The organism is Enterobacter cloacae complex sp. I2 (assembly GCF_014896205.1).
In the GTDB taxonomy this organism is placed as follows: domain Bacteria; phylum Pseudomonadota; class Gammaproteobacteria; order Enterobacterales; family Enterobacteriaceae; genus Enterobacter; species Enterobacter quasihormaechei.
The window spans coordinates 199,365-223,715 of sequence record NZ_JADBRA010000003.1 but is presented as its reverse complement, the minus strand read 5'-3'; the positions used below and the strand labels follow the sequence as shown (position 1 = coordinate 223,715).

Annotated in this window: 34 protein-coding genes; 24 read left to right on the top strand and 10 right to left on the bottom strand. The window is 53.6% G+C overall.

What is annotated here, in order from left to right; translation table 11 throughout:
* The first annotated feature begins 12 nt into the window (after window positions 1-12).
* From IM300_RS04125 to IM300_RS04080, 10 genes are all read left to right on the top strand, one after another.
* Window positions 13-372 (top strand): hypothetical protein, encoded by a 360-nt coding sequence (locus IM300_RS04125; RefSeq protein WP_226842029.1) that lies wholly within the window; start codon window positions 13-15, stop codon window positions 370-372.
* The gene (locus IM300_RS04120) at window positions 372-1,406 is read left to right on the top strand and encodes a chromosome partitioning protein ParB (RefSeq protein WP_193035408.1); all 1,035 of its coding nucleotides are present in this window, start codon (window positions 372-374) and stop codon (window positions 1,404-1,406) included. Before IM300_RS04125 ends, IM300_RS04120 begins: the two co-directional genes overlap by 1 nt.
* Complete coding sequence (locus IM300_RS04115; protein WP_193035406.1) at window positions 1,393-1,860, top strand: hypothetical protein; 468 nt, start codon at window positions 1,393-1,395, stop codon at window positions 1,858-1,860. The genes IM300_RS04120 and IM300_RS04115 overlap by 14 nt, the downstream gene beginning before the upstream one ends.
* Window positions 1,857-2,219 carry a DUF5448 family protein gene (locus tag IM300_RS04110; RefSeq protein WP_193035404.1) on the top strand — a complete coding sequence of 121 codons (363 nt, stop codon included), beginning with the start codon at window positions 1,857-1,859 and terminating at the stop codon, window positions 2,217-2,219. The genes IM300_RS04115 and IM300_RS04110 overlap by 4 nt, the downstream gene beginning before the upstream one ends.
* Complete coding sequence (locus IM300_RS04105; RefSeq protein WP_193035402.1) at window positions 2,216-2,611, top strand: ead/Ea22-like family protein; 396 nt, start codon at window positions 2,216-2,218, stop codon at window positions 2,609-2,611. The genes IM300_RS04110 and IM300_RS04105 overlap by 4 nt, the downstream gene beginning before the upstream one ends.
* Before the next feature lie 2 nt (window positions 2,612-2,613).
* Window positions 2,614-3,087, top strand: coding sequence for a class I SAM-dependent methyltransferase (locus IM300_RS04100; protein ID WP_193035400.1), 474 nt, complete (start codon window positions 2,614-2,616; stop codon window positions 3,085-3,087).
* A gap of 3 nt (window positions 3,088-3,090) precedes the next feature.
* On the top strand, window positions 3,091-3,360 hold the full coding sequence (locus tag IM300_RS04095; RefSeq protein WP_193035458.1) for a hypothetical protein: 270 nt from the start codon (window positions 3,091-3,093) through the stop codon (window positions 3,358-3,360).
* 35 nt (window positions 3,361-3,395) lie between these two features.
* Window positions 3,396-3,659 (top strand): excisionase, encoded by a 264-nt coding sequence (locus IM300_RS04090; protein WP_022650818.1) that lies wholly within the window; start codon window positions 3,396-3,398, stop codon window positions 3,657-3,659.
* Complete coding sequence (locus IM300_RS04085) at window positions 3,634-4,776, top strand: phage integrase Arm DNA-binding domain-containing protein (protein WP_193035398.1); 1,143 nt, start codon at window positions 3,634-3,636, stop codon at window positions 4,774-4,776. Before IM300_RS04090 ends, IM300_RS04085 begins: the two co-directional genes overlap by 26 nt.
* 219 nt (window positions 4,777-4,995) lie before the next feature.
* Window positions 4,996-5,496, top strand: a complete 501-nt coding sequence (locus IM300_RS04080; RefSeq protein ID WP_063866401.1) for a YbaK/prolyl-tRNA synthetase associated domain-containing protein — start codon at window positions 4,996-4,998, stop codon at window positions 5,494-5,496.
* A gap of 20 nt (window positions 5,497-5,516) precedes the next feature.
* On the opposite strand, the gene yoaI is transcribed toward IM300_RS04080, so the two are convergent.
* Complete coding sequence (gene yoaI / locus IM300_RS22605; RefSeq protein ID WP_226842027.1) at window positions 5,517-5,618, bottom strand: small membrane protein YoaI; 102 nt, start codon at window positions 5,616-5,618, stop codon at window positions 5,517-5,519.
* A gap of 287 nt (window positions 5,619-5,905) precedes the next feature.
* Between yoaI and IM300_RS04075 the strand changes: the two genes are divergently transcribed.
* The 3 genes from IM300_RS04075 to IM300_RS04065 all read left to right on the top strand — a co-directional run bounded on the left by IM300_RS04075 (window position 5,906) and on the right by IM300_RS04065 (window position 9,842).
* Window positions 5,906-7,237: a glycoside-pentoside-hexuronide (GPH):cation symporter gene (locus tag IM300_RS04075; RefSeq protein ID WP_193035396.1), complete on the top strand. Its 1,332-nt coding sequence runs from the start codon at window positions 5,906-5,908 to the stop codon at window positions 7,235-7,237.
* Between the two features lie 15 nt (window positions 7,238-7,252).
* Window positions 7,253-9,289, top strand: coding sequence for a glycoside hydrolase family 31 protein (locus tag IM300_RS04070; RefSeq protein WP_193035394.1), 2,037 nt, complete (start codon window positions 7,253-7,255; stop codon window positions 9,287-9,289).
* Window positions 9,290-9,395: 106 nt separating this feature from the next.
* Window positions 9,396-9,842 (top strand): DUF441 domain-containing protein, encoded by a 447-nt coding sequence (locus tag IM300_RS04065; protein WP_063449023.1) that lies wholly within the window; start codon window positions 9,396-9,398, stop codon window positions 9,840-9,842.
* On the opposite strand, the gene IM300_RS04060 is transcribed toward IM300_RS04065, so the two are convergent.
* Window positions 9,826-10,617, bottom strand: coding sequence for a helix-turn-helix transcriptional regulator (locus IM300_RS04060; protein WP_193035392.1), 792 nt, complete (start codon window positions 10,615-10,617; stop codon window positions 9,826-9,828). The two genes, IM300_RS04065 and IM300_RS04060, sit on opposite strands and share 17 nt — an antisense overlap.
* Window positions 10,618-10,716: 99 nt before the next feature.
* Here IM300_RS04060 and IM300_RS04055 point away from each other — a divergent pair, with 99 nt between their 5' ends.
* Window positions 10,717-11,904, top strand: a complete 1,188-nt coding sequence (locus tag IM300_RS04055) for a CynX/NimT family MFS transporter (protein WP_131638139.1) — start codon at window positions 10,717-10,719, stop codon at window positions 11,902-11,904.
* A 31-nt stretch (window positions 11,905-11,935) separates the two neighbouring features.
* Here the strand turns inward: IM300_RS04055 and IM300_RS04050 are convergent, their stop codons facing one another.
* A complete protein-coding gene (locus tag IM300_RS04050) occupies window positions 11,936-12,643 on the bottom strand; it encodes a CTP synthase (RefSeq protein ID WP_193035390.1) in 708 nt (235 codons plus the stop codon).
* A 151-nt stretch (window positions 12,644-12,794) separates the two neighbouring features.
* Between IM300_RS04050 and IM300_RS04045 the strand changes: the two genes are divergently transcribed.
* Window positions 12,795-13,139 carry a DUF488 domain-containing protein gene (locus IM300_RS04045; RefSeq protein WP_063866395.1) on the top strand — a complete coding sequence of 115 codons (345 nt, stop codon included), beginning with the start codon at window positions 12,795-12,797 and terminating at the stop codon, window positions 13,137-13,139.
* Here the strand turns inward: IM300_RS04045 and IM300_RS04040 are convergent, their stop codons facing one another.
* The 3 genes from IM300_RS04040 to IM300_RS22600 all read right to left on the bottom strand — a co-directional run bounded on the left by IM300_RS04040 (window position 13,140) and on the right by IM300_RS22600 (window position 13,841).
* The gene (locus IM300_RS04040) at window positions 13,140-13,445 is read right to left on the bottom strand and encodes a hypothetical protein (RefSeq protein WP_063449028.1); all 306 of its coding nucleotides are present in this window, start codon (window positions 13,443-13,445) and stop codon (window positions 13,140-13,142) included.
* An 80-nt stretch (window positions 13,446-13,525) separates the two neighbouring features.
* Window positions 13,526-13,747 carry a DUF333 domain-containing protein gene (locus IM300_RS04035; protein ID WP_226842044.1) on the bottom strand — a complete coding sequence of 74 codons (222 nt, stop codon included), beginning with the start codon at window positions 13,745-13,747 and terminating at the stop codon, window positions 13,526-13,528.
* Entirely contained in the window at window positions 13,704-13,841 is a 138-nt protein-coding gene (locus IM300_RS22600) for a hypothetical protein (RefSeq protein ID WP_226842054.1), read from the bottom strand. The genes IM300_RS04035 and IM300_RS22600 overlap by 44 nt, the downstream gene beginning before the upstream one ends.
* Before the next feature lie 250 nt (window positions 13,842-14,091).
* Between IM300_RS22600 and IM300_RS04030 the strand changes: the two genes are divergently transcribed.
* Together IM300_RS04030 and IM300_RS04025 are read left to right on the top strand one after the other, a co-directional pair.
* Window positions 14,092-15,120: a sensor domain-containing diguanylate cyclase gene (locus IM300_RS04030; protein WP_063866394.1), complete on the top strand. Its 1,029-nt coding sequence runs from the start codon at window positions 14,092-14,094 to the stop codon at window positions 15,118-15,120.
* A 45-nt stretch (window positions 15,121-15,165) separates the two neighbouring features.
* Window positions 15,166-15,264: a YoaK family small membrane protein gene (locus IM300_RS04025; protein WP_015570793.1), complete on the top strand. Its 99-nt coding sequence runs from the start codon at window positions 15,166-15,168 to the stop codon at window positions 15,262-15,264.
* Window positions 15,265-15,390: 126 nt separating this feature from the next.
* On the opposite strand, the gene IM300_RS04020 is transcribed toward IM300_RS04025, so the two are convergent.
* Window positions 15,391-15,639, bottom strand: a complete 249-nt coding sequence (locus IM300_RS04020) for a GlsB/YeaQ/YmgE family stress response membrane protein (protein ID WP_003857896.1) — start codon at window positions 15,637-15,639, stop codon at window positions 15,391-15,393.
* 368 nt (window positions 15,640-16,007) lie between these two features.
* On the opposite strand from IM300_RS04020, the gene yncL reads away from it, so the two are divergent.
* Both yncL and IM300_RS04010 read left to right on the top strand, forming a co-directional pair.
* Window positions 16,008-16,100, top strand: a complete 93-nt coding sequence (gene yncL / locus IM300_RS04015) for a stress response membrane protein YncL (RefSeq protein WP_071524166.1) — start codon at window positions 16,008-16,010, stop codon at window positions 16,098-16,100.
* A gap of 109 nt (window positions 16,101-16,209) precedes the next feature.
* Window positions 16,210-17,709 carry an EAL domain-containing protein gene (locus IM300_RS04010; protein WP_193035388.1) on the top strand — a complete coding sequence of 500 codons (1,500 nt, stop codon included), beginning with the start codon at window positions 16,210-16,212 and terminating at the stop codon, window positions 17,707-17,709.
* Window positions 17,710-17,713: 4 nt separating this feature from the next.
* On the opposite strand, the gene IM300_RS04005 is transcribed toward IM300_RS04010, so the two are convergent.
* Together IM300_RS04005 and icd are read right to left on the bottom strand one after the other, a co-directional pair.
* The gene (locus IM300_RS04005; protein ID WP_063866392.1) at window positions 17,714-17,959 is read right to left on the bottom strand and encodes a YmjA family protein; all 246 of its coding nucleotides are present in this window, start codon (window positions 17,957-17,959) and stop codon (window positions 17,714-17,716) included.
* 74 nt (window positions 17,960-18,033) lie between these two features.
* The gene (gene icd, locus IM300_RS04000; RefSeq protein WP_045327001.1) at window positions 18,034-19,284 is read right to left on the bottom strand and encodes an NADP-dependent isocitrate dehydrogenase; all 1,251 of its coding nucleotides are present in this window, start codon (window positions 19,282-19,284) and stop codon (window positions 18,034-18,036) included.
* Window positions 19,285-19,401: 117 nt separating this feature from the next.
* Between icd and rluE the strand changes: the two genes are divergently transcribed.
* From rluE to purB, 5 genes are read left to right on the top strand one after another with little or no spacing between them, the layout of a single operon-like run.
* A complete protein-coding gene (rluE, locus tag IM300_RS03995) occupies window positions 19,402-20,064 on the top strand; it encodes a 23S rRNA pseudouridine(2457) synthase RluE (RefSeq protein ID WP_193035386.1) in 663 nt (220 codons plus the stop codon).
* Complete coding sequence (locus IM300_RS03990; RefSeq protein WP_193035384.1) at window positions 20,064-20,537, top strand: NUDIX hydrolase; 474 nt, start codon at window positions 20,064-20,066, stop codon at window positions 20,535-20,537. The genes rluE and IM300_RS03990 overlap by 1 nt, the downstream gene beginning before the upstream one ends.
* 40 nt (window positions 20,538-20,577) lie before the next feature.
* Entirely contained in the window at window positions 20,578-21,690 is a 1,113-nt protein-coding gene (mnmA, locus tag IM300_RS03985) for a tRNA 2-thiouridine(34) synthase MnmA (protein ID WP_063449034.1), read from the top strand.
* A 27-nt stretch (window positions 21,691-21,717) separates the two neighbouring features.
* Window positions 21,718-22,347, top strand: a complete 630-nt coding sequence (gene hflD / locus IM300_RS03980; protein WP_006809213.1) for a high frequency lysogenization protein HflD — start codon at window positions 21,718-21,720, stop codon at window positions 22,345-22,347.
* Window positions 22,348-22,366: 19 nt separating this feature from the next.
* On the top strand, window positions 22,367-23,737 hold the full coding sequence (purB, locus tag IM300_RS03975; protein WP_107535141.1) for an adenylosuccinate lyase: 1,371 nt from the start codon (window positions 22,367-22,369) through the stop codon (window positions 23,735-23,737).
* Window positions 23,738-23,823: 86 nt separating this feature from the next.
* Here the strand turns inward: purB and IM300_RS03970 are convergent, their stop codons facing one another.
* Window positions 23,824-24,216, bottom strand: coding sequence for a hypothetical protein (locus tag IM300_RS03970; RefSeq protein WP_173937200.1), 393 nt, complete (start codon window positions 24,214-24,216; stop codon window positions 23,824-23,826).
* Window positions 24,217-24,351: the final 135 nt, after the last annotated feature.

Below are 24,351 nucleotides of genomic sequence, written 5' to 3'. Positions count from 1 at the left end.
GAGAAACTATCCATGACGAACACACAGAACGTCACCGAATTACAACCACGTATGACCCGGGAGCAGCTGATCGACGCAGCGCGTAAGGCCGCCCCTCTCCTTCCGCCAGCTTATCGCGGCATTATGACCGAACTGGCTAACCGTCTGGACTACACCAGCGTCGCGCTTTGTGAAGCGATGGTTCAGCGTAAGGAACTGGCTGTTCAGAACGCCACCTTGCGTGAAGATGTCGCAAGCTGGGCCAAAGAATGTGACCGCATTGTTGAACGCCACACGAAGACCAGAACCAATATGCATTTACTGGAAGCCCAGCGAGAACTACGTGAGTTGTCTACCGTCGTCATTTCCCAAAATAGCGAGGTGGCTCTCTGATGGCTAACTCATTCAAGCAAATGACCCGTGACGGGACCATCAAGCGCACCGATACCGGGATGTTCATCAGCCTTGACCAAATCCATGTGCGGGAAGGTTTCAACAAACGTGAAGATGATGAGCGTACCCGCCAGGCAGATGATGACCTCTTCAACTACCTGATGAACGGTGGTTCTGTTCCTCCACTGGAAGTTATCGCCCGCGATGAAGGTGGAGTGTGGGTTGTTGAAGGCCACCGTCGGCGTCGCTGCTATGCGCGCTGTGCAGAAGCTGGTAAGCCAGTAGACCGCATTCACATCATGCCGTTCAACGGTAACGATGTTCAGCGCCTGGCGCGCATCATGACCAGTAACAACCAGCTTCCGCTATCCGATATGGAACAGGCAGCTGTTATTCAGGAGCTTCATAACGCCTTCAACCAGACTACCAGCGAGATAGCAAAGCTGGTGAATAAGTCTGTGGCCACCGTTGAAAAGCTGCTGCTCCTCAGCACGGCGAACCATGACGTTCAGCGAGAGGTTAAATCCGGTGCGGTGTCTGTAGATGTCGCGGTTGATCGCGTTATGGAGTATGGCGAACAGGCCGGGAAAGTTCTCCAACATGATAAAGCTGTAGCGGCTGCCCAGGGTAAATCGAAAGTAACCCGTAGCTCTATCGCGCCGGAGCTGAGCGTAAAGAACGCACGCCGTTTCGTTGAGCTGATGGCTCAGGCCACGATCAGTGATGAAGGTGTCTTTACTCTTGAAGGCACTGCTCTGGCCGAGGCGCTGTCGATTATGGACGAACATAAAGCGATTGCCGAAGCACGTGAACTCTATCGCTTGTCACAACCAGTACCGACAACAGAAATTCGCGGACGTTCTCTATATGTGATGCTCGATGGTAAGGAAATTGGTCGGGCCTCACTGTATCGAGGTAAAACCGTTTGGCTGGACATGGATGACAAAACCATTGTCGCCAGCCAGTCAAAGGCTGTGGCCCACTTCGTTAAGCAACACAAATTGCAGCAGGAGCAAAATCATGACAGCCAATAAACCAATGACCAGCGAACAGCTGGAAGAACTGATGACTATTGCTGTCAACATGCAACGAGACAGTGAAAAGGTGAGTGACCGCCCTGCTGCTATGTTCGCTTATGCAGTGCAGGTAGCTGTTCTGGAACTGCGTAAGGTTCGTAATGAAGCTGCTGCGCTGGCTGCGGAAAATGCGGGGATTAAAGCTGCGATTGACGCAACTATCAGATGGCAGCAATCAACCGATCCGGAAAATGTCGAAAGCGTTCGAATGCTGGTCGACGTTAAAACCCCAGCAACCGAAGTTATCCTGGCTGATGTAATGGCGCAGGGTGTGGAGATGTTTGCTGCACATAAGCGAGAGCGACAACAGGCTTTGCGTTGCCGAAGCATGAGGATGTCTGAAGAGGCTGCTGGCATGGCCGCAGATGCTGAGAACTTCGCCGACGAGCTTCGCAAAGGAGCGCAGTCATGAGCAAGGAAGTCGAGAAACTCAATGACCATCAGCTGGCTGACCTGAAAAACGCAGTCGAAAGAGAGCTCAAACGGCGCGCTGATGGGCCAAAAGTCACCACGTATTACGTTGTCTCCTGCATCACAAACGCTCAGCATTTTACTGATATGGACTGCGCTCTGCGTTGCTTAAAGCGCGTGGCGGAGGACCTTATTGAATGGGTAGCGGAAGACCAGGAAAACCGGGATTACGTAAATCGATGCACTGGCATTGTTGGAGCGAAACTCCAGGTTGCAGAGATGAACATCGACCACTTCAACATGCGTGTTGCAGAGAAATATTTCGATGACGATTGCTACCCACCGGAGGCCGCCCAATGAGCAACATCGACAAACAGTCGCTGCGTACGGCAGCAGAAAACGCAACGCCGGGAGAGTGGTGTACTGATGACTACCATGGGGTAATTGCTGATGCCGGTCTGAACGCCAATTACTACATTGCATCATGCTCAGGACCAGATAATCGATCCAATAAGCGCTTCATCGCCGCAGCCAGCCCCGCAACCGTGCTGGCGCTGCTGAATGAGCTGGAAGCCGCAGAGAAGCGGATTGCTGAGCTTGAAGCGAGGATGGTGAAGCTTCCTGAACGTTACGAGGTAGACATGTGCCCTACTCCTTCCCCTAACGGGGAGTGGTTTTCTCGCGAAGATGTATTGGCGGCCCTGGTATCTGCTGACGTCAGCTACGCCTCTGGCAACGGTAAAGGAGAGTGAGCATGTCAGAGCAAACAATCCTCGATATGTGCTGTGGTTCCCGCATGTTCTGGTTCAACAAACGCGATACGCGCACGTTATTCACTGATATCCGGAGCGAAGAGCACGAACTGTGCGATGGCCGTCGTCTGGTTATTAATCCTGATTTGATTGCTGATTTCCGCGACCTGCCATTTGCTGATTCCTCGTTCTCGGTGGTGGTCTTCGATCCTCCGCACCTTGAGCGGGTCGGTCAAACGGCGTGGATGGGTAAAAAATACGGGAGATTGAACAAAAAAACTTGGCGCTCTGACCTGCGCGCCGGTTTCAAAGAGGCGTTCCGTGTATTGCGGCCACACGGAGTGCTCATCTTCAAATGGAACGAGACGCAGATCCCAGTGAGCCAGATATTGGCGCTGACAGACGAGAAGCCAGCTATTGGTCAGCGTACCGGGAAGAACGATAAAACCCACTGGATTATCTTTGTGAAGGACTAACCCATGATCAAACTTACCAAAGAATGGCTATTGAAGACCATCGCGGAGCTTGAAGAAGAGCGCGATGCGACGCCCGGAGCAGTAAACGAAGACGCGGTGATGGCGCTTGAGGCGATGAAGTTAGCGCTGGCATCGCTGCTTTATGGTAAAGCCGAACAAACAAACTACCGCGCTATTGTTGAGCGGATAGCTGAAATCGTTCACGGAAAAGTCACTGATATCGATCTGCTTACGGTAACAGTTAAGAGCATGAAGGATAAATTGCAGAATTAAACACCGGGTGCAGCCGGTTAAGTGGAGAGAAACGCATGGGGCAGTTAGTAACACTTCATGAGTGGGCATCTGGTCCTAATGGATTCAAATATCCATTAAGCAACTCAGCATTAAACAAAATAGCAAAGACCAAGCAAACTTATCCGCCAGCCTTAAAGCAAGGTCGACGCTGGGTTATAGATGAAGATGCTCGTTTTGTTGGCATGGTTGGCAGTGTTGATATTTCTTCATCATTATCAGACAAGGCCCGCCAGTTAGTGGAGAAAGCAATAAATGGCAGCTCGCCCCAGAAAACATAATGTCAAAATACCCAACCTTTACTGTAAATTAGATAAGCGTACTTCAAAAATATATTGGCAATATCGCCACCCTGTAACAGGTTCATTTATTGGATTCGGAACAGATGATGAAGCGGCTAAAGCTGCTGCAATCGAGATGAACCGTATAACCGCAGAACAAGAAACTCAGCAATCATATGCTCTGATTGATATGGCAATGAAGAACTCAGGCAAAAAGGATCAGGGCATACGTGTTTCTGAGTGGATTAAAAAATACATCGAAATTCAGATGGATAGGTTGCGTGACGGTGAGATAAAAAAACCTACTGTAAAATCCAGACGATTATGTTCTCAGATCCTCGCAGACAGAGTTCCAAACCTTCGCCTGAAAGATGTAGATACAAGACTCATTGCAAAAATTATTGATGAGTATAAGGCAGAGGGAAAGCACAGAATGGGCCAACTGATAAGAAGCGTACTAAACGACGTGTTCAAAGAGGCGCAGCATGCTGGCGAGGTTGATCCTGGCTACAACCCAGCCTTGGCTGTAAAAAATCCAATAGCCAAAGTGAAACGAAGCAGACTTAGCATTGAACAATGGAAGCTGATTTTTGAAAGCGCAGGTTCTTTGCCGCCTTGCGCTCAAAATTCTATGCTTTTGGCTTTAGTAACCGGGCAAAGGATAGGTGACATAGTCGAAATGAAGTTTAGTGATATTTGGGATAACCACCTTCATGTTACCCAAAATAAAACCGGAATGAAGTTAGCTATCCCCTTAAATTTAAGGTGCGATGCAATCGGATTGACTCTGGCTGATGTTATCCGTAAGTGTCGCGATAGAGTAGTGAGTCCTTATCTGATACATCACGTTAAGCATCACGCTTACGGTAAAGCGGGATCTCACGTTCCCGAAAAAACAATATCAAGATATTTTAAGGAGGCAAGAGATAAAGCAAATATTGCCTGGCCTAAGGATTGCACTGCCCTCCCGCCGTTTCATGAACAGCGCTCGCTTTCATCAAGAACATACAAAGCTCAGGGTATAGATGTCAAAACTCTTTTAGGGCATAAAACCGAAGCAATGAGCGTAATGTATGGTGATGACCGTGGTCTAGAATGGAAAAAAGTTGTGATTTAAACGGGGAGTTTTGGGGAGTTATTTTGGGGATGTTTTGGGGAAGGATTTTTATTACTTAAACTCATGCACTTACATTTTAGCGAATTGCTCCAGAAGCAATCGTCCCCCAGCAATGCATGACCCAACAGCCAGCGCTCCCGCTGGCTGTTTTCTTTCAGCCCTCTCCGTCCCGTGCTAAGGTAACAAACTGCGTATTGGCAAATCACAGGTGAATTCATTATGTCTGGTGACGTGACTGGGACGACGACCCATCAGCAGCTTATCAGCTTATTAACCGAACAGGGTGCGCGCTTTCGCGTGATGGAGCATGAGGCCGTTGGCAAATGCGAAGCGGTCAGTGAAATTCGCGGGACCGATATTCGGCAGGGTGCAAAAGCGCTGGTCTGCAAGGTAAAAGGCAACGGCGTAAAGAAACATATTCTGGCTATCCTCGCCGCCGATCGTCAGGCCGATCTGAGCCTGCTTGCCCGCCATTTCGGTGGGCTGAAGGCCTCTCTCGCCAGTCCGGCGGAAGTTGATACCCTGACCGGCTGCGTTTTCGGCGCCATTCCCCCGTTCAGCTTTCATCCGGATCTGACGCTGGTCGCCGATCCGCTGCTGTTTGAGCGTTTCGACGAGATCGCCTTCAACGCTGGCCTGCTGGAAAAGTCGGTGATTATGGATACCCAGGACTATCTGCGCATCGCCCGTCCTGAGCTGGTGACCTTCCGGAAACAATAAATACAGAGGCTGGCTAACGGTCAGCCGTTTTCCAGCAGCAGCACGGACGCGATCAGAATAATCGCGATGATAAAAAACGAAGAGGAGATAACCAGCGTTTCGACAAACATAGGATCGTTCATGATGCCCTCAGCGTTGCCCCGATCACCCCTTTTTTACCCCCGCCAAATGACAGCGACATGACAGCGATGCATCAATAGAACGACTATTTTGTCGCTGAAACGATTCTGAGCGAAATATGTTCCGCTGCGCAAAGTCACTCATTATATGATTTATTTGTTACCGGTATCACGAAAAGAAATTAACGTAACCCCGATGCCAAATCTCGCAATTGTTAACCTTTTCATCATGGTTAACTCTGATAACGGAGCACCTCATAAATAAACCTTACACTGGCAAGGTGAATACAATGACCGAAATAATTACCCGTAAAGAAAAAATCAGTTATGGGTTAGGCGATATGGCGAGCCATATTGGGCTGGATAACGTCATTATTTTTCTGACGTTTTACTATACGGATGTGGTGGGTCTGCCTGCGGCATTCGTGGGCACTATGTTTCTTCTGGCGAGAACCGCCGATGCCATAATAGACCCGGCGATGGGCTATATCGCCGACAGGACGCGCACACGCTGGGGCAAATTCCGCCCGTGGATGCTGTGGCTGGCGCTGCCCTTTGGGGCCAGCTGTCTGCTGACCTACGCCGTACCGGAGTCGCTCGATCTGCATGGTAAAATGATTTTCGCGACCGTCAGCTATACCCTGATGATGCTGATGTATACCGCGATTAATATCCCCTATTGCTCTATGGGCGCGGTAATTACCCCTGACAACGATGCGCGAATTTCCCTCCAGTCTTATCGCTTTTTCCTGGCCACGCTGGGCGGCGCGCTGTCGACATTCTTTATGATGCCGCTGGCAGAATTTTTAGGCGGCGACGATAAATTGCTGGGCTACCGCTGGGCGATGGCCATTATGGCGACTGTCGCGGTCGTCATGTTCTGGATCTGCTTCGCCAATACGCGCGAGCGTATTAAGGCTCCCGCCACCCACAATAATTATCTTGCGGAACTGCGGGATTTATTACGAAACGACCAATGGCGTGTTGTCGCCGTACTGGTAATAACCAACATTGGTTTTGGCGTTATTCGCCTTGGCGCAATGATGTATTTCGTCACGTATTATCTCGGTAGCGCGAGCTATTTTATGTGGATGCTCGGCGCGCATATTCTCGGAAAAGCCGCAGGCAGCGCGCTGGCTAAACGTCTGACGCAGAACGTGAGTAAAGTGCAGATGTTTGGCTACTGTTCCGTGCTGGCGGGAGTACTCAGTATCGCCCTGTTCTTTGCGCCTAAGTCGGTGCTGATTCTGGTACCTATGACGTTCATCGTCTCCTCCCTTTACCAGGCCACCACCACGCTGATGTGGGTGATGATGGCAGACGTCGCCGACTACGGCGAATGGAAACAGGGCAAACGCATGGACGGCGTGATCTTCTCCACCTTCCTCGCCGTACTCAAGCTGGGAATGGCAATCAGCGGCGCGATTGTTGGCTGGACGCTGGGCTTAAGCGGCTATGTGGCCAATGCCCCGGAACAGACCACCACGGCGATGTACTGCATCATTGCCCTCTTCACCCTCGTGCCTGGCGTCTTGTCGCTCTGCGCGTTTGCCACGCTGCGCTGGTACAAGCTCGACGACAGCACCATGCAGTCTATCCATCTCGCCAAACACCCCGTTTAGAAGGACGCGTTATCCATGAGTGAGCTGATTCAACATTCCAACAGTATCGAATGGCGTTTTGAACGTCAGATCCTGCGTATTGAACCCTGGGGGGAAAACAGCCTGCGCGTCAGGGCCACCTGTTCCCCGACATTCGATGAAGCCTTACAGGCGCTGTTACCCGCTACACCTTGCCAGGCTGAAATCGTCGCCGAAGCGGAAAGCCTGACGCTGCGCAACGGCAATATCACCGCGAGGCTGAACCTTAAAGGTCAGCTGGCCTTTTACAATCAGCGCGGTGAGCTGCTGCTGGAGGAGATGTGGCGCCAGCGTTCTACGGTCGGTATCGGTGCCAGCGAGAAAAGTCAGGATAAATACGTCAGCGCCCTGAAGCTGGATGGCCGCGAATTTAAGCCGCTGATGGGCGGCAAATATCAGCTCACCGTCCGGTTTGAATCGCGTCCGGAAGAACGCCTCTATGGCATGGGTCAGTATCAACAGCCGTGGCTGGATCTGAAAGGCTGCACGCTGGAACTGGCGCAGCGCAACTCCCAGGCAAGCGTCCCCTTTATGCAGTCCAGCCTTGGCTATGGCCTGCTGTGGAACAACCCGGCGATTGGCGAAGCCAGCTTTGCTAAAAATCAGACGGAATGGCGCGCCCGGGTCACAGGTGAAATGGACTACTGGCTCACCGCCGCTGACACGGTGGCGGAGATCACCCGCCAGTATGTGAAAGCCACCGGTATGCCCCCGGCAGCCCCGGCGTTTATCAGCGGGCTGTGGCAGTGTAAATTGCGATACCGCACCCAGCAGGAGGTGCTGGAGGTCGCGCGGGAGTATCGCCGCCTTAACCTGCCGCTGTCGGTCATGGTCATCGACTTTTTCCACTGGCCGAATCAGGGCACCTGGTGCTTCGATCCCGTGGACTGGCCCGATCCTAAAGCAATGGTCGACGAACTGCGCGAAATGGGTATTGCGCTGATGGTGTCGGTGTGGCCAACGGTAGAGGCGCGCAGCCCCCTCTACCCGCAGATGAAAGCCAAAGGCTGGCTTGTCAGCAGCGAACGCGGCGTACAGGTTAACCTCGATTTTATGGGCAATACGACGTTCTTTGACGCCACGCATCCCGAGGCACGCGAGTTTGTCTGGGATACGGTGAAGCGAAATTATTACGATTTGGGCATCAAACTGTTCTGGCTCGACGAAGCGGAACCGGAGTACCGCGCCTATGATTTTGATAACTATCGCTACCACGCCGGTCCGGTGCTGGAAGTGGGCAACCGCTACCCGCGCGATTTTGCGCAGGGCTTTTACGATGGGCTACAGGCAAACGGTGAAACTGAGATAGTTAACCTGGTACGCTGCGCCTGGGCAGGCAGCCAGCGCTATGGCGTGCTGGCGTGGTCGGGTGATGTCCACTCCTCGTTCCATGCTTTTCGCAATCAGCTCGCCGCCGGACTGAATATGGGGCTGGCGGGGATCCCGTGGTGGACTACCGATATCGGCGGCTTCCAGGGAGGGAACGTCAACGACCCGGCGTTCCACGAATTGCTGATCCGCTGGTTCCAGTGGGCGGTGTTTACGCCGGTTCTGCGCATGCACGGCTATCGCGAGCCGCAGATCCAGCCCCCGGAGCGCTATCGGGACGGTATTCCTCAATGTAACAGCGGTTCGCCTAATGAGCTGTGGAGTTACGGAGAAGAGAATTACGCCATCATGCAGCACTGGCTTACCGTGCGCGAAACCCTGCGCCCGTATATTGACGCGCTGTACCAGCAGGCGCATCTGCACGGAGACCCGCTAATGCGTCCGCTGTTCTGGCACTATCCGCAGGATAAGCAGAGCTGGGCGTGTGAAGATCAGTATCTGTTTGGCGAAGATCTTCTTGTGGCGCCGGTTATGCAGGCCGGTCAGCGTGAGCGCGATGTCTGGTTACCGAATGGCAATAGCTGGGTCGCCCTTAACGGCGAACGCTACCCCGGCGGGGAGCATATCCGGGTGCCCGCGACGCTGGAAACCATCCCGGTGTTTATCCGCGACGGGAGTCCGCTTATCCCGAAACTGGTGAACTGACTTCAGGCAAGCGCCCAAAAATAGACAATTTTTTCACTAAAGCCTGCCTGCCTTCGCGTTTGCGCGTAAAGTAAGCAGGCTTACTATTTTTGGCAAGGATCCCGTCATGCTCGACCCTACTCTGCTTATACTTCTGGCCCTGGCTGCTTTGGGTTTTATCAGCCACAACACCACCGTCGCGATTTCCATTCTGGTACTGATCATCGTTCGCGTTACGCCGCTAAACACCTTCTTCCCGTGGATTGAAAAACAGGGACTGACCATCGGGATCATTATTTTGACCATCGGCGTGATGGCACCGATTGCCAGCGGAACGCTGCCGGCCTCAACGCTGCTGCACTCCTTTGTGAACTGGAAATCGCTGGTGGCGATTGCGGTGGGCGTTTTTGTCTCCTGGCTTGGCGGACGCGGCGTGACGCTGATGAGCAGCCAGCCCTCACTGGTGGCCGGCCTGCTGGTGGGCACCGTGCTGGGCGTGGCGCTGTTTCGTGGCGTGCCGGTTGGCCCGCTGATTGCTGCCGGGCTGGTTTCGCTGTTTATCGGGAAGTCGTAGTCAGGCTGGCGATATAGCGGGCGGGCGTCTGCCCCAGCCCTTTCTTAAACATGGTGATAAAGGCGGTGGTGGAGTCATACCCCAGCGCCTGCGCCGCCTGCTGTACTGATTTCCCGCCGATCAAAAACTGCAACGCGACAATCAGCTGGAGCTGGTGTCGCCAGCGGCGAAAGCTTAACCCGGTCTCTTTCACCACCAGCCGTGCCAGATTGCGCTCGCTCATGGCAAAGTGGCTGGCCCACTGGGCCAGCGTCTGCCAGGCGGCAGGCTCATTTGCCATGGTCTCACTCATCAGGCGAATTTTCGGATGCGGAGAAACCGGCAGCTGGAGATGCTCCTGCGGTTGCAGGGGCAGTTCGTCAAACAGGACGTCAACCAGTCGGCCAGTCGCGGGAAGCGGCAATTCTTCCCGCGACCTGTCCGCGAGCGCCAGCACCAGCTCCCGCACCAGGGGCGATATTTTCAGCGTACAGGTACGCGCCGGCAGGTCGAGCGCGCCGGGTTCAATAAACAGCAGGCAGAGCTGCGCGCCGGGCGTCGCCCTGTTGCTGTGCAGCGTTTGACCCGGGATCCACACCGCATACTGAGGCGGCACCATCAGCATCGCGTTTTCCACTTCGCAGGTTATCGCCCCACCCAGCGCCATAATCAGCTGCCCTTTGCGGTGCTGATGAAGCGGAATAAATTGTTCTTGTGCCACCACGCGGATGCGAAAAGCCACCGCCGCATCGTGCTGGCTGTCAGGATCGTAGCCGTCGAGCCCCAGTCCGTACATAAAGTTGTCCGATATTAGCGATAAACTGTCATTTTAGCCTGATTTCAACCACGACTTAAATCGGTATTGTATGCGCTCGCCTGAACGTAAGAGACAATAATGACTACTGCTATTCAACCTTCCGGGAAACAGGGTGCGCTGCTGGTTGCAGGTATCCTGATGATTGCCACGACGCTGCGCGTCACGTTTACCGGCGTCGCCCCCCTGCTCGACACCATCCGTCAGGACTATGGCTTAAGCACGGCGCAAACCGGTCTGCTCACGACGCTGCCGCTGCTGGCCTTCGCCTTAATCTCTCCCCTTGCCGCAGGCGTCGCCCGGCGGTTGGGCATGGAGCGCAGCCTTTTTATCGCGCTGCTGCTGATATGCATCGGGATTGGCATCCGTTCGCTGCCGTCGGCGTCGCTGCTGTTTATCGGTACGGCGGTCGTTGGCTGCGGGATTGCGCTGGGCAATGTCCTGTTACCCGGACTAATCAAACGCGATTTTCCGGGCCAGGTCGCAAAACTCACGGGGGCGTATTCGCTGACGATGGGGGCCGCCGCTGCCGCAGGGTCGGCGCTGATCGTCCCGCTGTCGCTGGGGAATGCCGGCTGGCACGGGGCGCTGCTGATGCTGATGTTCTTCCCGCTGGTGGCGCTGCTGCTGTGGTTACCGCAATGGCGCCAGAAGCCCGCCGCTACCCTGACGGGAGCGGGCGCGCTGCACAACCGGGCCATCTGGCGATCCGCCCTTGCCTGGCAGGTGACGCTTTTTCTGGGCATCAACTCACTGATTTACTACGTCATAATCGGCTGGTTGCCCGCAATTCTGATCAGCCACGGCTACAGCGAAACGCAGGCGGGCTCCATGCACGGCCTTCTCCAGCTGGCCACCGCTGTTCCCGGTCTCGCCATTCCGCTTATCCTGCACCGTCTTCGCGATCAGCGTGGCATTGCCGGGCTTGTCGCCCTGATGTGCGCCGTAAGCGCGGCCGGGTTCTGGTTTGCGCCGCAGCTGGCCGTCGTCTGGACGCTGGTGTTTGGCTTTGGATCCGGCGCCACCATGATCCTCGGCCTGACCTTTATCGGGCTGCGCGCCAGTTCGGCCCATCAGGCCGCCGCGCTCTCCGGCATGGCGCAGTCTATTGGCTATCTTCTGGCGGCCTGTGGGCCACCGCTGATGGGGAAAATTCACGATACCGCCGGAGACTGGCGCATTCCGCTGCTCGCCTGCGCGCTGGCTGCGGTGGTGATGGCCCTGTGCGGCATGCTGGCCGGGCGCGATCGGGAAATCACACCCCGCTGACACACAAGGCAGACCTTTCGGTCTGCTTTTTTTATGCTTGCGCCGCCCGCAGCATGGCCTGGGCCAGCACTACCGGGCGCCCTTGCAGCGCGGCCCGCTCATGCTGGAACAGGGTGATCACAAAGAAGGGGTGGGTCACCAGCTCTGCCGCGCGGATCTCGCCCTGCTCGTCCCAGCCCGTCACGCGCATGTCGCCCCGCTCAAGCTGCCGGGCAAACTCAGGCGAGACGCCGTAATTGCAGTGATACCCTTCCTGAATTTCCGGCTTTCCGTACGCTTTGGCAATCAGGGTGTTGTTCCGCAGTTCGATCGCGTCGGTTTGTTCCACCAGCGAGCAGGCCAGCGGCGCAATCACCATCCTCCCTTCGGTATCGGTTTCGGCATGGCCTGCATCGTGCCAGCCCAGCACGTTGCGCGCATATTCAATCAGCGCATGCTGGAAACCGCCGCAGGTGCCGAGAAAGGGGATGCTGTTTTCGCGCGCGTAACGCGCCGCAATAAACGCCGCCTCGGTGTTTTTATACGGGCTTGCCGGAACCAGCCAGATGGCATCGTAACCGACCAGGTCTTCGGGACTGGTGAGCTCAGGCGTGGCGAGCCAGTCATAATCCGCGGTGAGATCCAGAACCGCAGCGGCGTCATCAATCGCCAGCGGGATCGCCTGGTGCGCAAGAACATCGGGATTGTAATCACCAACCAGCGCAATACGCAGCGTCGTTTTAACCGGGGAGAGTTCCATGAGAGATTCCTTATGCCGGAGGATTTTCAGATAACATAAGGAACCTCAGACTACCGATCTTTTGCAATTATCACAATACCTTAAATTGGGTGGATAAAAGCCTGGTGCTATAGTGTTCTTGCTGAACGTCAGACGGTAGGGAGGAAAACGGATGATTCAATGCAAACGCGTGTATGAAGAGGCAACGTCAGACGATGGTTACCGGGTGCTGGTAGACAGACTCTGGCCGCGAGGAATGAAAAAGAGCGATCTCGCCTACGATGAGTGGTGCAAATCGCTAACGCCGTCGAGCGAACTGCGTAAAGCCTTCCACGGTGAAGCGATCGATTTCACCGCGTTCAGTGAAGCCTATCGAAAAGAGCTGGCGCAGCATCAGGATGAAGGCAAACGCCTGGCAGCCCTCGCCCGACAGCAGACCGTGACGCTACTCTATGGTGCGAAAAATACGGAGCAGAATCACGCGCGGGTGCTGGCGGACTGGCTGCGGAGATTTTGATTAGCCGATCGCCAGCTCATCAACGATGCGTGGCATCTCGTCCGGCGTCAGCGGCATCAGATGTTCCGGGCGAACAAACGCAAAACCGTGCTGGTTATCAAATGCGTAGACATCACCGGTGACCAGCCACAGCGGGCGCGCTGACGTGGCGGGTAACTGCGTCATGACGCCGTTGACCGGGTTCACAAAACGCTGGCCTGGCTGACAGAGGCCAAACAGCTCAACAGATTTACCAATATTTCGACGGCCTGCCGTCGTACGCGCACCCACGATCATCGCCATGCTGCCCGGTTTTAACTGAAACATACTTCTTCTCGCAAACGTGCCGCCAGAAACTGGCTAAGAATAATCCTAAAGAGAAGTGTATCGCAGTTTTATTGCCGTTGTCATCTGGTCGGTTGCGGATGATCGCGGCGGTAGAGATCCCATTCATCGATCGTTTCTCCGCCTGGCAGTTTGCACTCGGTACGTACGCCCTGAGGGCTTTGAACAGGGATTTGCTCTCCCCCTTTCTCCAGACAGTACACTGACGCTGGGTTTGCCATACCAATAGCGTGCGGCGGCTCAGGCGCATCGGGAGGGGGTGTCTTTGTTGAACATGCGGCCAACGGAAGTACCAGTGCCAGGAAAAGATATTTCATTTTCACGATCCTTCAGGGTGTTGAAAACGTCAGAGTAACGGGTCATCGCCGTTTTCTCCATGATTTCTCCATTAAACCTGCACGATTCGTCCCTATAGTGGGGTCTGTTCTCACTCTGACCAGAGAACATCATTCCGTAATCAAGATGTTTTGCCCCGGCCTTCGCGTCGGGGCTTTTTTTAGCGCGCCCGCCCTGGTTTCCAGAAGAATATATAAAATTTCCCCTATTCATGTTTAACTATGACCGGAGTCTATAATTTCAGCATAACATGCAGATACAGAGGCCTTCTGCATGGGAGTCAACCTGCTTTATGTCAGATATCATTCTTGCCCGTGTTTCAGAAACCCTCGCCACCGAGCAATCTCTCGACAGTCTGGTGCGTCAGTTACTGGAAATGCTGGAAATTGTGACCGATATGGAATCAACCTACCTGACCAAAATCGATATCAATGCGCGTTTACAGCACATTTTATATGCCCGTAACAGTAAGCAAATGCAGATCCCGGAAGGGTTCAGCGTGCCCTGGGACGAAACGCTGTGTAAGCGCGCCATGGATAGCGACACGTTGTTCAGTAACGAGGTGCCTGAACGCTGGCCAGAATGTGAGGCTGCAAAAGCGCTGGGGATTACGACCTATATGAGCGTGCCGGTTCACCTTGCTGACGGTACCTTGTACGGCACGCTTTGCGCGGCAAGCACCGCACAGAAACAGTTCAGCGAGCGTGGCGAGCAGGTAATCAGACTCTTTGCCGGGCTAATTGGTCAGTACATTCAGAAAGAGTCGCTGGTGCTTCAGCTTCGCGAAGCCAACGCCGCGCTCATTGCCTACTCATACACCGACGCCCTTACCGGCCTGCCAAACCGTCGCGCCATTTTTGAAAATCTCACCACCCTGTTCTCACTGGCGCGCCATCTTAACCGCAACGTCATGATTGCCTTTATTGACCTTGATGATTTCAAGCGAATCAATGACCAGTACGGTCATGAAGCGGGCGATCGGTTCCTCGTTCAGGTCGGCAATCGGCTGACGCACGAGCAAACGCAGGACGAAATTATCGGCCGGCTCGGCGGCGATGAATTTCTGGTTGCCAGCCTGAGTAACAGCAATGATGGCGACACCAGCTCCGAGGTCAACGCAATCAAAACCCGCCTCAACGGTCGTATCGCGGGCGAATACGGGTTAGGAAATGTCACTATTCTCTATCCCGGTGCAAGCTATGGCGTCGTTATTGTGGACCCTCACAGCACGGATGAAGATAGCGCCCTGCGCACCGCAGACCTCGCGATGTATCAGGATAAAAAGGGAAAAAGCAAAACAGGCTTTGTCGCGTTAGATTAAAACCGTACACTCTACGGCCTTATACAAACTCAAACAGGTGATGGCATGAGAATAGGGATCCTCTTTCCGGTTGTAATTTTTATCACGGCGGTGGTGTTTTTAGGCTGGTTTTTCCTTGGCGGATACGCCGCGCCGGGGGCATAAGTGAGAAAAACGACCCTCATCATGCTGATTGTGGCCATCGTAGCCGTAGCCGGTACCCAGCTGGGCTGGTGGTAACCCAAAGTAAAAAGGCCGCCATCAGGCAGCCTTTTTTAACACAGTTCAGATTTAGCTTTTGATTTTTCTGTAGATAAACAGAACAACCAGCGCGCCAATCACCGCGACGACAAAGCTGCCGAAGTTGAAGCCATCAACTCTGCCAAAGCCGAACAGGGTACTGATCCAGCCACCAACGACTGCACCCACAATCCCCAGAATGATCGTGACGATGAAACCGCCGCCATCTTTGCCCGGCATAATCCACTTCGCCAGGATACCCGCAATCAGCCCAAAGATAATCCAGGATAAAATTCCCATAGCTTTCCTCTCCGTATGGTTTTTGTCATTAAATCAACGACACAGAAAAGGATAGCACAGGATTTGAGAAAGGAAATTTGTGATAAGAATCACACGGTTCGTTTGAGTAAAATCTGAACAGTAAAAATTTGCCGTTCCACATGAATCGTGGGGTTGCATCTTTTGTTGAGAAAGATTATCTTTCTCAATACTGAATAGTTGAGCAAATCACTCAGGTATTCAGTACGACATTGCTCACATTGCTTCCAGTATTTCTTGCCCACTTTTTAGTGGGCTTTTTTTTGCCTAAACCCACCAAAATCTGGCGTTTTTTCGCAGGTGGCGAAACGCTATTCTCTGTGGCTACTGAACAGCAAAGAATTGATAACATGAACGTATCGAGCAAATTTGTCATCTGCCTGAATCTTGTTTCTGCCAGTACGCTACTGTTACTGCTCTCCACACGGTTTGAGTGGTTCTGAATGGTGTAGCCTGCACGGCGATACCGTGCTGGCTCTTCTCTCATACTTGTAGCTTTTATGACCTGTGTTAAGATCCCTGCACCTCAGGACGTGGCGGGACAGCAGGAATATGAAGAAGGCCATTAGCGTTGCTATCATCTCAACCTTTCTGGTCGTCCTGTCGCTGTATGCTGTTAACGCCATCATCGTTGAACAGCAAAAGGACCGGCAGAGGGAGATCTCCCACACGCTGTTACGCTATTCCGAAGACTTGACGCAAATTATCGCCAGCACTCTTAAAACGACTTCCGCGAAGGGATGCGATAGCGCGAGTCTGAACGACTATCGTAAATTAAAGATGCAGAGTCTCTATTTCGCCGATGTGGGGTTTATTGAAAATGGGAAAATCACCTGCACCGCATTTTGGGGCAAGCTGGCAAATCCCATCGCCCTTCCCTCTGAGCTTCATGACACTCTGAACGGATTCAGCCTGGCGCAATTTTCACAGAAAAATTTCTTTGTGGGCAATGCGACAATTTATAACCATCTTATTATCTTCACGTCACGTTCAGCCTACGATAAATTTTCTCCCGTTACCGCCAACTATTCACTTCGTTCTTCCACGAAAGATTTCGACCGGACCTTTTTCACCGTTACGTCTCCTACAGATAACCTTAGCCGCTTATCGTCTCTGCTATTCACTCAGACCGTGACGCAGTGCAGCACCCGCTGGGATTTGTGCGTTACCGTTACCCATCACAATGCCGGACTGGCATCGCTGTCCCGCATAGTGATGGTGCTCCTGTGCCTGTTTTTATACTTTATCTGGGTATCGCTGACGCTGTTTTCTCTGCGACTTTATGAAGACCGGCTTTCTCTGGAGCGTACGCTGGTCAAAGCGGTGAAAGCGAATACCATCAGCGTACACTTTCAGCCCATTATTCGGGTAGCTGATAAAAAAATCGTTGGGGTTGAAGTGTTATCGAGATGGCAGGATAACAATCACAAAGAGGTTTCTCCCGAGCTGTTTATCCCGTTGATTAAAAAAATTGGGCTGTATAACGTTTATTACCGGAACATGATTAAAAAATCCCTGTCGGAAATTGCCGCGCTGGCCACTGAACATCAGCTCATGATTTCACTGAACGTTGGGCGAACGGAAATTGAAGACGGCAAATTCCTGGCGGTATTACGCCATGAATGCCTACAGCACGCGCTTCCCTTATCGTTAATAAAGGTCGAATTATCCGAGAATGGCGTATCCACCTCGGCCATCCTTGAAGAGTTTTGTGAGGAGCTTAAATCGGCAGGCGTCAAAATTTCCATAGACGATTTTGGCGTGCAAAATTCTAATCTGGCCAGGCTGTCAAACCTCAAGTATGACGAAATCAAAGTGGATAAGTCGTTAGTGGATGGCATCAACGAGCATTATAAACAGGATATTCTGGCGATCTTTTGCGACGCGCTCGCTAAGCTGCACAAAACCCTCGTGTTTGAGGGAGTCGAAAGCGAAACGCAATATCAGTTCATCGCCCAGAGATATCCTGATGCCCTCGTGCAAGGCTGGTACTTTTCAAAATCGTTAACCCGGCGCGACCTGGCCAGCCTGCTGGCAGACTCAGCGCGATGAAGCGTTATTCATTGCCCCATTGATTCAGAAAGTTTGCGATATCGTCAATGCGCGCTTCATCAATATGCGCCTCGACGGCCATCTCCCGCTGCGCCTCTTCACTGATTTCCTCGTTGTTGTAGAGGCGAGTGAGCAGCAGCTGGAAATAGCGTGCCAGCGGCGTCCGCTCTGCCTCTTCGACTGGTTTCGCCGTTTCAGTTGCATACTCATCGACGATGTCATAATACTTGAGCGGGATATCATGGTTCATAGCGTTTTTCCGTCTTTTGTGCATAAAAAACGGGAACCCTCAGGCTCCCGTTGTCATTTAACCCAGCGAGTGGATTACATGTTCGCGATAATCGCGTCGCCAAACTCTGAGCATTTCAGAAGTTTAGCGCCTTCCATCAGACGTTCAAAGTCATAGGTGACGGTTTTCGCGTTAATCGCGCCTTCCATACCCTTAACAATCAGGTCTGCGGCTTCGAACCATTCCATATGACGCAGCATCATCTCTGCGGACAGAATGATAGAGCCCGGGTTGACTTTGTCCTGGCCCGCGTATTTCGGTGCAGTACCGTGAGTGGCTTCGAACAGAGCGCACTCGTCACCGATGTTCGCGCCCGGCGCGATACCGATACCGCCAACCTGAGCTGCCAGCGCATCAGAGATGTAGTCACCGTTCAGGTTCATACAGGCGATCACGTCATACTCAGCAGGACGCAGCAGGATCTGTTGCAGGAACGCATCGGCGATCACATCTTTAATGACGATCTCTTTACCGGTGTTCGGGTTCTTAATCTTCTGCCATGGGCCGCCGTCGATCAGCTCACCGCCGAACTCTTCGGTCGCCAGCTGGTAGCCCCAGTCTTTGAACGCGCCTTCGGTGAACTTCATGATGTTGCCTTTGTGCACCAGGGTCACAGAGTCACGGTCGTTGGTGATAGCGTATTCGATAGCTGCACGCACCAGACGCTTGGTCCCTTCTTCGGAGCACGGCTTAATGCCGATACCGCAATGCTCTGGGAAGCGAATTTTCTTCACGCCCATCTCTTCGCGCAGGAATTTGATCACTTTTTCTGCATCAGCAGAATCCGCTTTCCATTCGATACCGGCGTAAATGTCTTCTGAGTTTTCACGGAAGATAACCATGTCGGTCAGTTCCGGGTGCTTAACCGGGCTTGGGGTGCCCTGGTAGTAACGTACCGGACGCAGACACACATACAGATCCAGTTCCTGACGCAGCGCCACGTTCAGGGAGCGAATGCCGCCGCCAACTGGCGTGGTCAGAGGGCCTTTGATAGCAACGCGATAGTCGCGGATCAGGTCCAGCGTTTCGGCTGGCAGCCAGACGTCCTGGCCATAAACTTGAGTGGATTTTTCACCGGTGTAAATTTCCATCCAGGAAATTTTACGCTCGCCTTTGTAGGCTTTCTCAACAGCGGCATCAACCACTTTCAGCATTGCCGGGGTAACGTCTACGCCGATACCATCACCTTCGATGAACGGGATAATCGGGTTGTGAGGAACGTTAATCTTGCCGTTTTGCAGGGTGATCTTTTTACCTTCCGCCGGAACTACTACTTTGCTTTCCATTAACCTCTCCTTCGAGCGCTTCTGGTTGTTACTGATCTTATGTTAATAAATTGTAATGAGCCTTCCGATAGTACCTGATTGTCCGACGCCATGAAAGGTCTTCGTTATTAGGCTATAATGCGGCAATTGATAAAGCCTGAAAATACCATGAAGAAAACTTCTTTTAGAAAACACCGGGTTGAGCGATTCAGCTCACAACAAGCGACCAGAAGAACGCCAGAAACCCAGCCGACGCGGGTCATACTGTTCAATAAACCCTACGATGTTTTGCCGCAGTTTACCGATGAAGCCGGGCGGAGCACGCTGAAGGATTTTATACCCGTACAGGGTGTCTACGCGGCCGGGCGACTGGATCGCGACAGCGAAGGGCTGCTGGTGCTCACCAACGACGGCGTACTACAGGCCAGGCTCACTCAGCCGGGAAAACGTACCGGAAAAATTTACTTTGTGCAGGTTGAAGGCGAGCCGGACGACGCCTCGCTGGCAAAGCTGCGCAACGGCGTGACGTTAAACGACGGTCCCACCCTGCCTGCGGGTATTGAGCGCGTGAATGAGCCCGAGTGGCTGTGGCCGCGCAATCCGCCGATTCGTGAGCGCAAATCCATTCCCACCAGCTGGCTTAAAATTACCCTTTATGAAGGCCGCAACCGACAGGTCAGGCGCATGACTGCGCACGTGGGATTCCCTACCCTGCGACTCATTCGCTACGCGATGGGGAGCTACACGCTGGACGCACTGGCAAACGGGGAATGGCGTGATGTTACCCCCAAGGAGAACTGATGTTTAAACCTCATGTTACGGTCGCCTGCGTGGTCCACGCGCAGGGCAAATTCCTGGTGGTGGAAGAGACCATCAACGGCAAAGCGCTGTGGAATCAGCCAGCCGGGCACCTTGAAGCCAATGAAACCTTACTCCAGGCGGCAAAGCGCGAGCTGTGGGAGGAGACGGGGATCCGTGCTGAACCGCAGCACTTTATCCGCATGCATCAGTGGATAGCGCCTGACCGCACGCCTTTCCTGCGCTTTTTATTCGCCGTTGAGCTTAACGAAACGTGCGCCACTGAACCGCACGACGACGATATCGATCGCTGTCTGTGGGTGACTGCCAAGGAGATCCTGACCGCGCCAAACCTGCGCTCGCCGCTGGTTGCCGAAAGCATCCGCTGCTGGCAGTCTGCGGGCCGCCTGCCGCTGGATGTCATCGGAGAGTTTAACTGGCCGTTTACAGAGGGTGTCAATGGTGGGGGGGCGTGATAGAATACGCCGCCTTGAAGTTCAATGTCGTGAGTATTCCATGTCAGATAACAGCCAGAAAAAAGTGATCGTCGGCATGTCCGGCGGTGTCGATTCCTCCGTTTCCGCCTACCTGTTGCAGCAACAGGGCTATAAGGTGGAGGGCCTGTTCATGAAGAACTGGGAGGAAGACGATGGCGAGGAATACTGCACTGCCGCTGCGGATCTCGCCGATGCGCAGGCCGTGTGCGATAAGCTCGGCATCGAACTGCACACCGTTAACTTTGCCGCAGAATACTGGGACAACGTCTTTGAGCTTTTCCTTGAAGAGTACAAAGCGGGCCGCACGCCGAACCCGGATATCCTGTGCAACAAAGAGATCAAATTCAAAGCCTTCCTGGAATTCGCCGCTGAAGACCTGGGCGCGGATTACATCGCGACCGGCCACTACGTGCGTCGCGCGGACGTGAATGGCAAAAGCCAGCTGCTGCGCGGTCTGGACGGCAACAAAGATCAGAGCTACTTCCTTTATACGCTGAGCCACGAACAGATTGCCCAGAGCCTGTTCCCGGTCGGCGAGCTGGAAAAGCCGGAAGTGCGTAAAATTGCTGAAGAGCTGGATCTGATCACCGCGAAGAAAAAAGACTCCACCGGTATCTGCTTTATCGGCGAGCGTAAATTCCGCGAATTCCTGGGCCGCTATCTGCCTGCACAACCGGGCAAAATTGTCACCGTTGATGGCGACGAAATCGGCCAGCATCAGGGACTGATGTACCACACCCTCGGCCAGCGCAAAGGTCTGGGTATTGGCGGCACCAAAGACGGCAGCGAAGATCCGTGGTACGTGGTCGACAAAGACGTCGAGAACAATATTCTGGTGGTGGCTCAGGGTCACGACCACCCGCGCCTGATGTCCGTTGGACTTATCGCGCAGCAGCTGCACTGGGTCGATCGCGAGCCGCTGAAAGGCACGCTGCGCTGCACCGTGAAAACGCGCTACCGCCAGACGGACATCCCTTGCACCGTAACCGCACTGGATGACGACCGCATTGACGTGCGTTTCGACGAGCCGGTTTCCGCCGTTACCCCTGGCCAGTCTGCTGTTTTCTACAGCGGCGACATTTGCCTCGGCGGTGGGATCATTGAACAGCGCCTGCCGCTGCCTGCTGTTTAAACCGTTTGCACACATAAAGGAGACCGTGTGGCGAAGAACTACTACGACATCACCCTGGCGCTGGCGGGAATTTGCCAGTCAGCCCGTCTGGTGCAACAGCTGGCGCATCAGGGTCATTGCGACGCCGATGCCCTGCACGTTTCACTTAACAGCGTTATCGATCTCAACCCGGGCTCCACGCTGGGCGTCTTTGGCGGCAGTGAAACTAACCTTCGTCTCGGTCTTGAAACCCTGCTCGGCGTGCTCAACGCCAGCAACCGTCAGGGATTGAACGCGGAGCTGACCCGCTATACCTTAAGCCTGATGGTACTGGAACGTAAGCTGAACGCGGCAAAAGGGGCAATGAATACCCTGGGCGACCGCATCGCCGGGCTACAGCGCCAGCTCGACCATTTTGACCTCCAGTCTGAGACCCTGCTGAGCGCGATGGCGGGTATCTACGTCGACGTGATTAGCCCGCTCGGCCCGCGTATTCAGGTCACGGGTTCTCCTGCCGTATTGCAAAGCCCACAGGTGCAGGCGAAGGTTCGCGCCTCGCTGCTGGCAGGCATTCGTGCCGCGGTGCTGTGGCAACAGGTCGGCGGTGGCCGCCTACAGTTAATGTTTTCTCGTCATCGCCTGACGACTCAGGCAAAACAAATTCTTGCTCATTGTTAACCTCCCGGAGTTGCGAATTATGGAATTATCCTCACTGACCGCCGTATCCCCTGTCGATGGACGCTACGGCGATAAAGTCAGCGCGCTGCGCGGGATCTTCAGCGAATATGGCCTGCTGAAGTTCCGTGTTCAGGTTGAAGTACGCTGGCTGCAAAAGCTGGCCGCCCAGACAGCAATCAAGGAAGTTCCTGCTTTTGACGCAAAGGCAAACGATTACCTTGATAAAATCGTTGCTGAGTTCAGCGAAGAAGATGCCGCGCGCATTAAAACCATTGAACGCACCACCAACCACGATGTGAAAGCGGTTGAGTACTTCCTGAAAGAGAAAGTGGAAAGCGTCCCTGCCCTGCACGCGGTATCTGAATTTATTCACTTCGCCTGCACGTCTGAAGATATCAACAACCTGTCTCATGCGCTGATGCTCTCCACCGCGCGCAAAGAGGTGGTTCTGCCTTACTGGCGTAAAATCATTGATGCGGTGAAAGCCCTGTCCGTGGAGTACCGCGACATTCCGCTGCTGTCCCGTACGCACGGCCAGCCGGCAACCCCGTCCACCATGGGTAAAGAGATGGCGAACGTGGCGTACCGCATGGAACGCCAGTATCGTCAGCTGGAGCAGGTTGAGATCCTCGGCAAAATCAACGGCGCGGTGGGTAACTACAACGCCCACATCGCCGCGTACCCGGAAGTGGACTGGCATCAGTTCAGCGAAGCGTTCGTGACCTCTCTGGGCATTCAGTGGAACCCGTACACCACCCAGATTGAGCCGCATGACTACATTGCCGAGCTGTTTGACTGCATCGCGCGCTTCAACACCATCCTGATCGACTTCGATCGCGACGTCTGGGGTTATATCGCCCTGAATCACTTTAAGCAGAAGACCATCGCCGGGGAAATCGGTTCGTCCACCATGCCGCACAAGGTGAACCCAATCGACTTCGAAAACTCCGAAGGTAACCTGGGTCTGGCGAATGCCGTGTTGCAGCATATGGCGAGCAAGCTGCCGGTATCCCGCTGGCAGCGCGACCTGACCGACTCCACGGTGCTGCGTAACCTGGGCGTGGGCATTGGCTATGCGCTGATCGCGTATCAGTCTACCCTGAAAGGCGTGAGCAAACTGGAAGTGAACCGTGACCGACTGCTGGACGAACTGGATCACAACTGGGAAGTACTGGCGGAGCCGATTCAGACCGTGATGCGTCGTTACGGCATTGAAAAACCGTATGAGAAACTCAAGGAGCTGACCCGCGGTAAACGCGTTGATGCTGAAGGTATGAAGCAGTTTATCGACGGTCTGGCGCTGCCAGAAGAAGAAAAAGCGCGCCTGAAAGAGATGACCCCGGCAAACTACATTGGCCGTGCCATTACCATGGTTGACGAGCTGAAGTAATCGCCCTCCCCCTTTCCACCCGGAAAGGGGGCTGCTTTTCAACGTCGTGCCGACGTTTTCACGCCCCGTTACAGGCTTTGCCGGGATTAAAGCCTGCTGTCAGATTGATTGTTATTTTTCGTCGTGGAATAACTTTCCTGAATATAGCGTTTCAGGCCAAACGGGCACAGCCTGAACTGGCACGGCGTCTCAACGGTGCACGGGCGATCCATCTCCTGCCGGTTGCCTGGACACGCGTTTTTCTTTTTGAAACCCATCCAACCTATTGATGTAAATGGCATTGCCTGCGCTATCCATACTCTTCGGCGTCGGTCGTTAATCAGGATCCCCTGGCTTGAGGTGGTGATGATTTCACCTGCACGAACGTAATAATCCCCTTTAAGCCACAGGATGTAATTCAGGCCATAATGTGTTTCAACCTTGCAAAAGAGGGTACCGCTTTCGGGGCTCGCAATAGTCTCAACAACCTTCCATTCCATAAATGCCTCTTTACTCGATAAATTGCTGTTTAGTTGTGTAAAAATGCTGATTTACTGGTACATATTATGCGGATCTAATTTCGCACCATAAAATAAGCGTAGACAAAGATGGAAAGATCGAAAACATCCTTACAA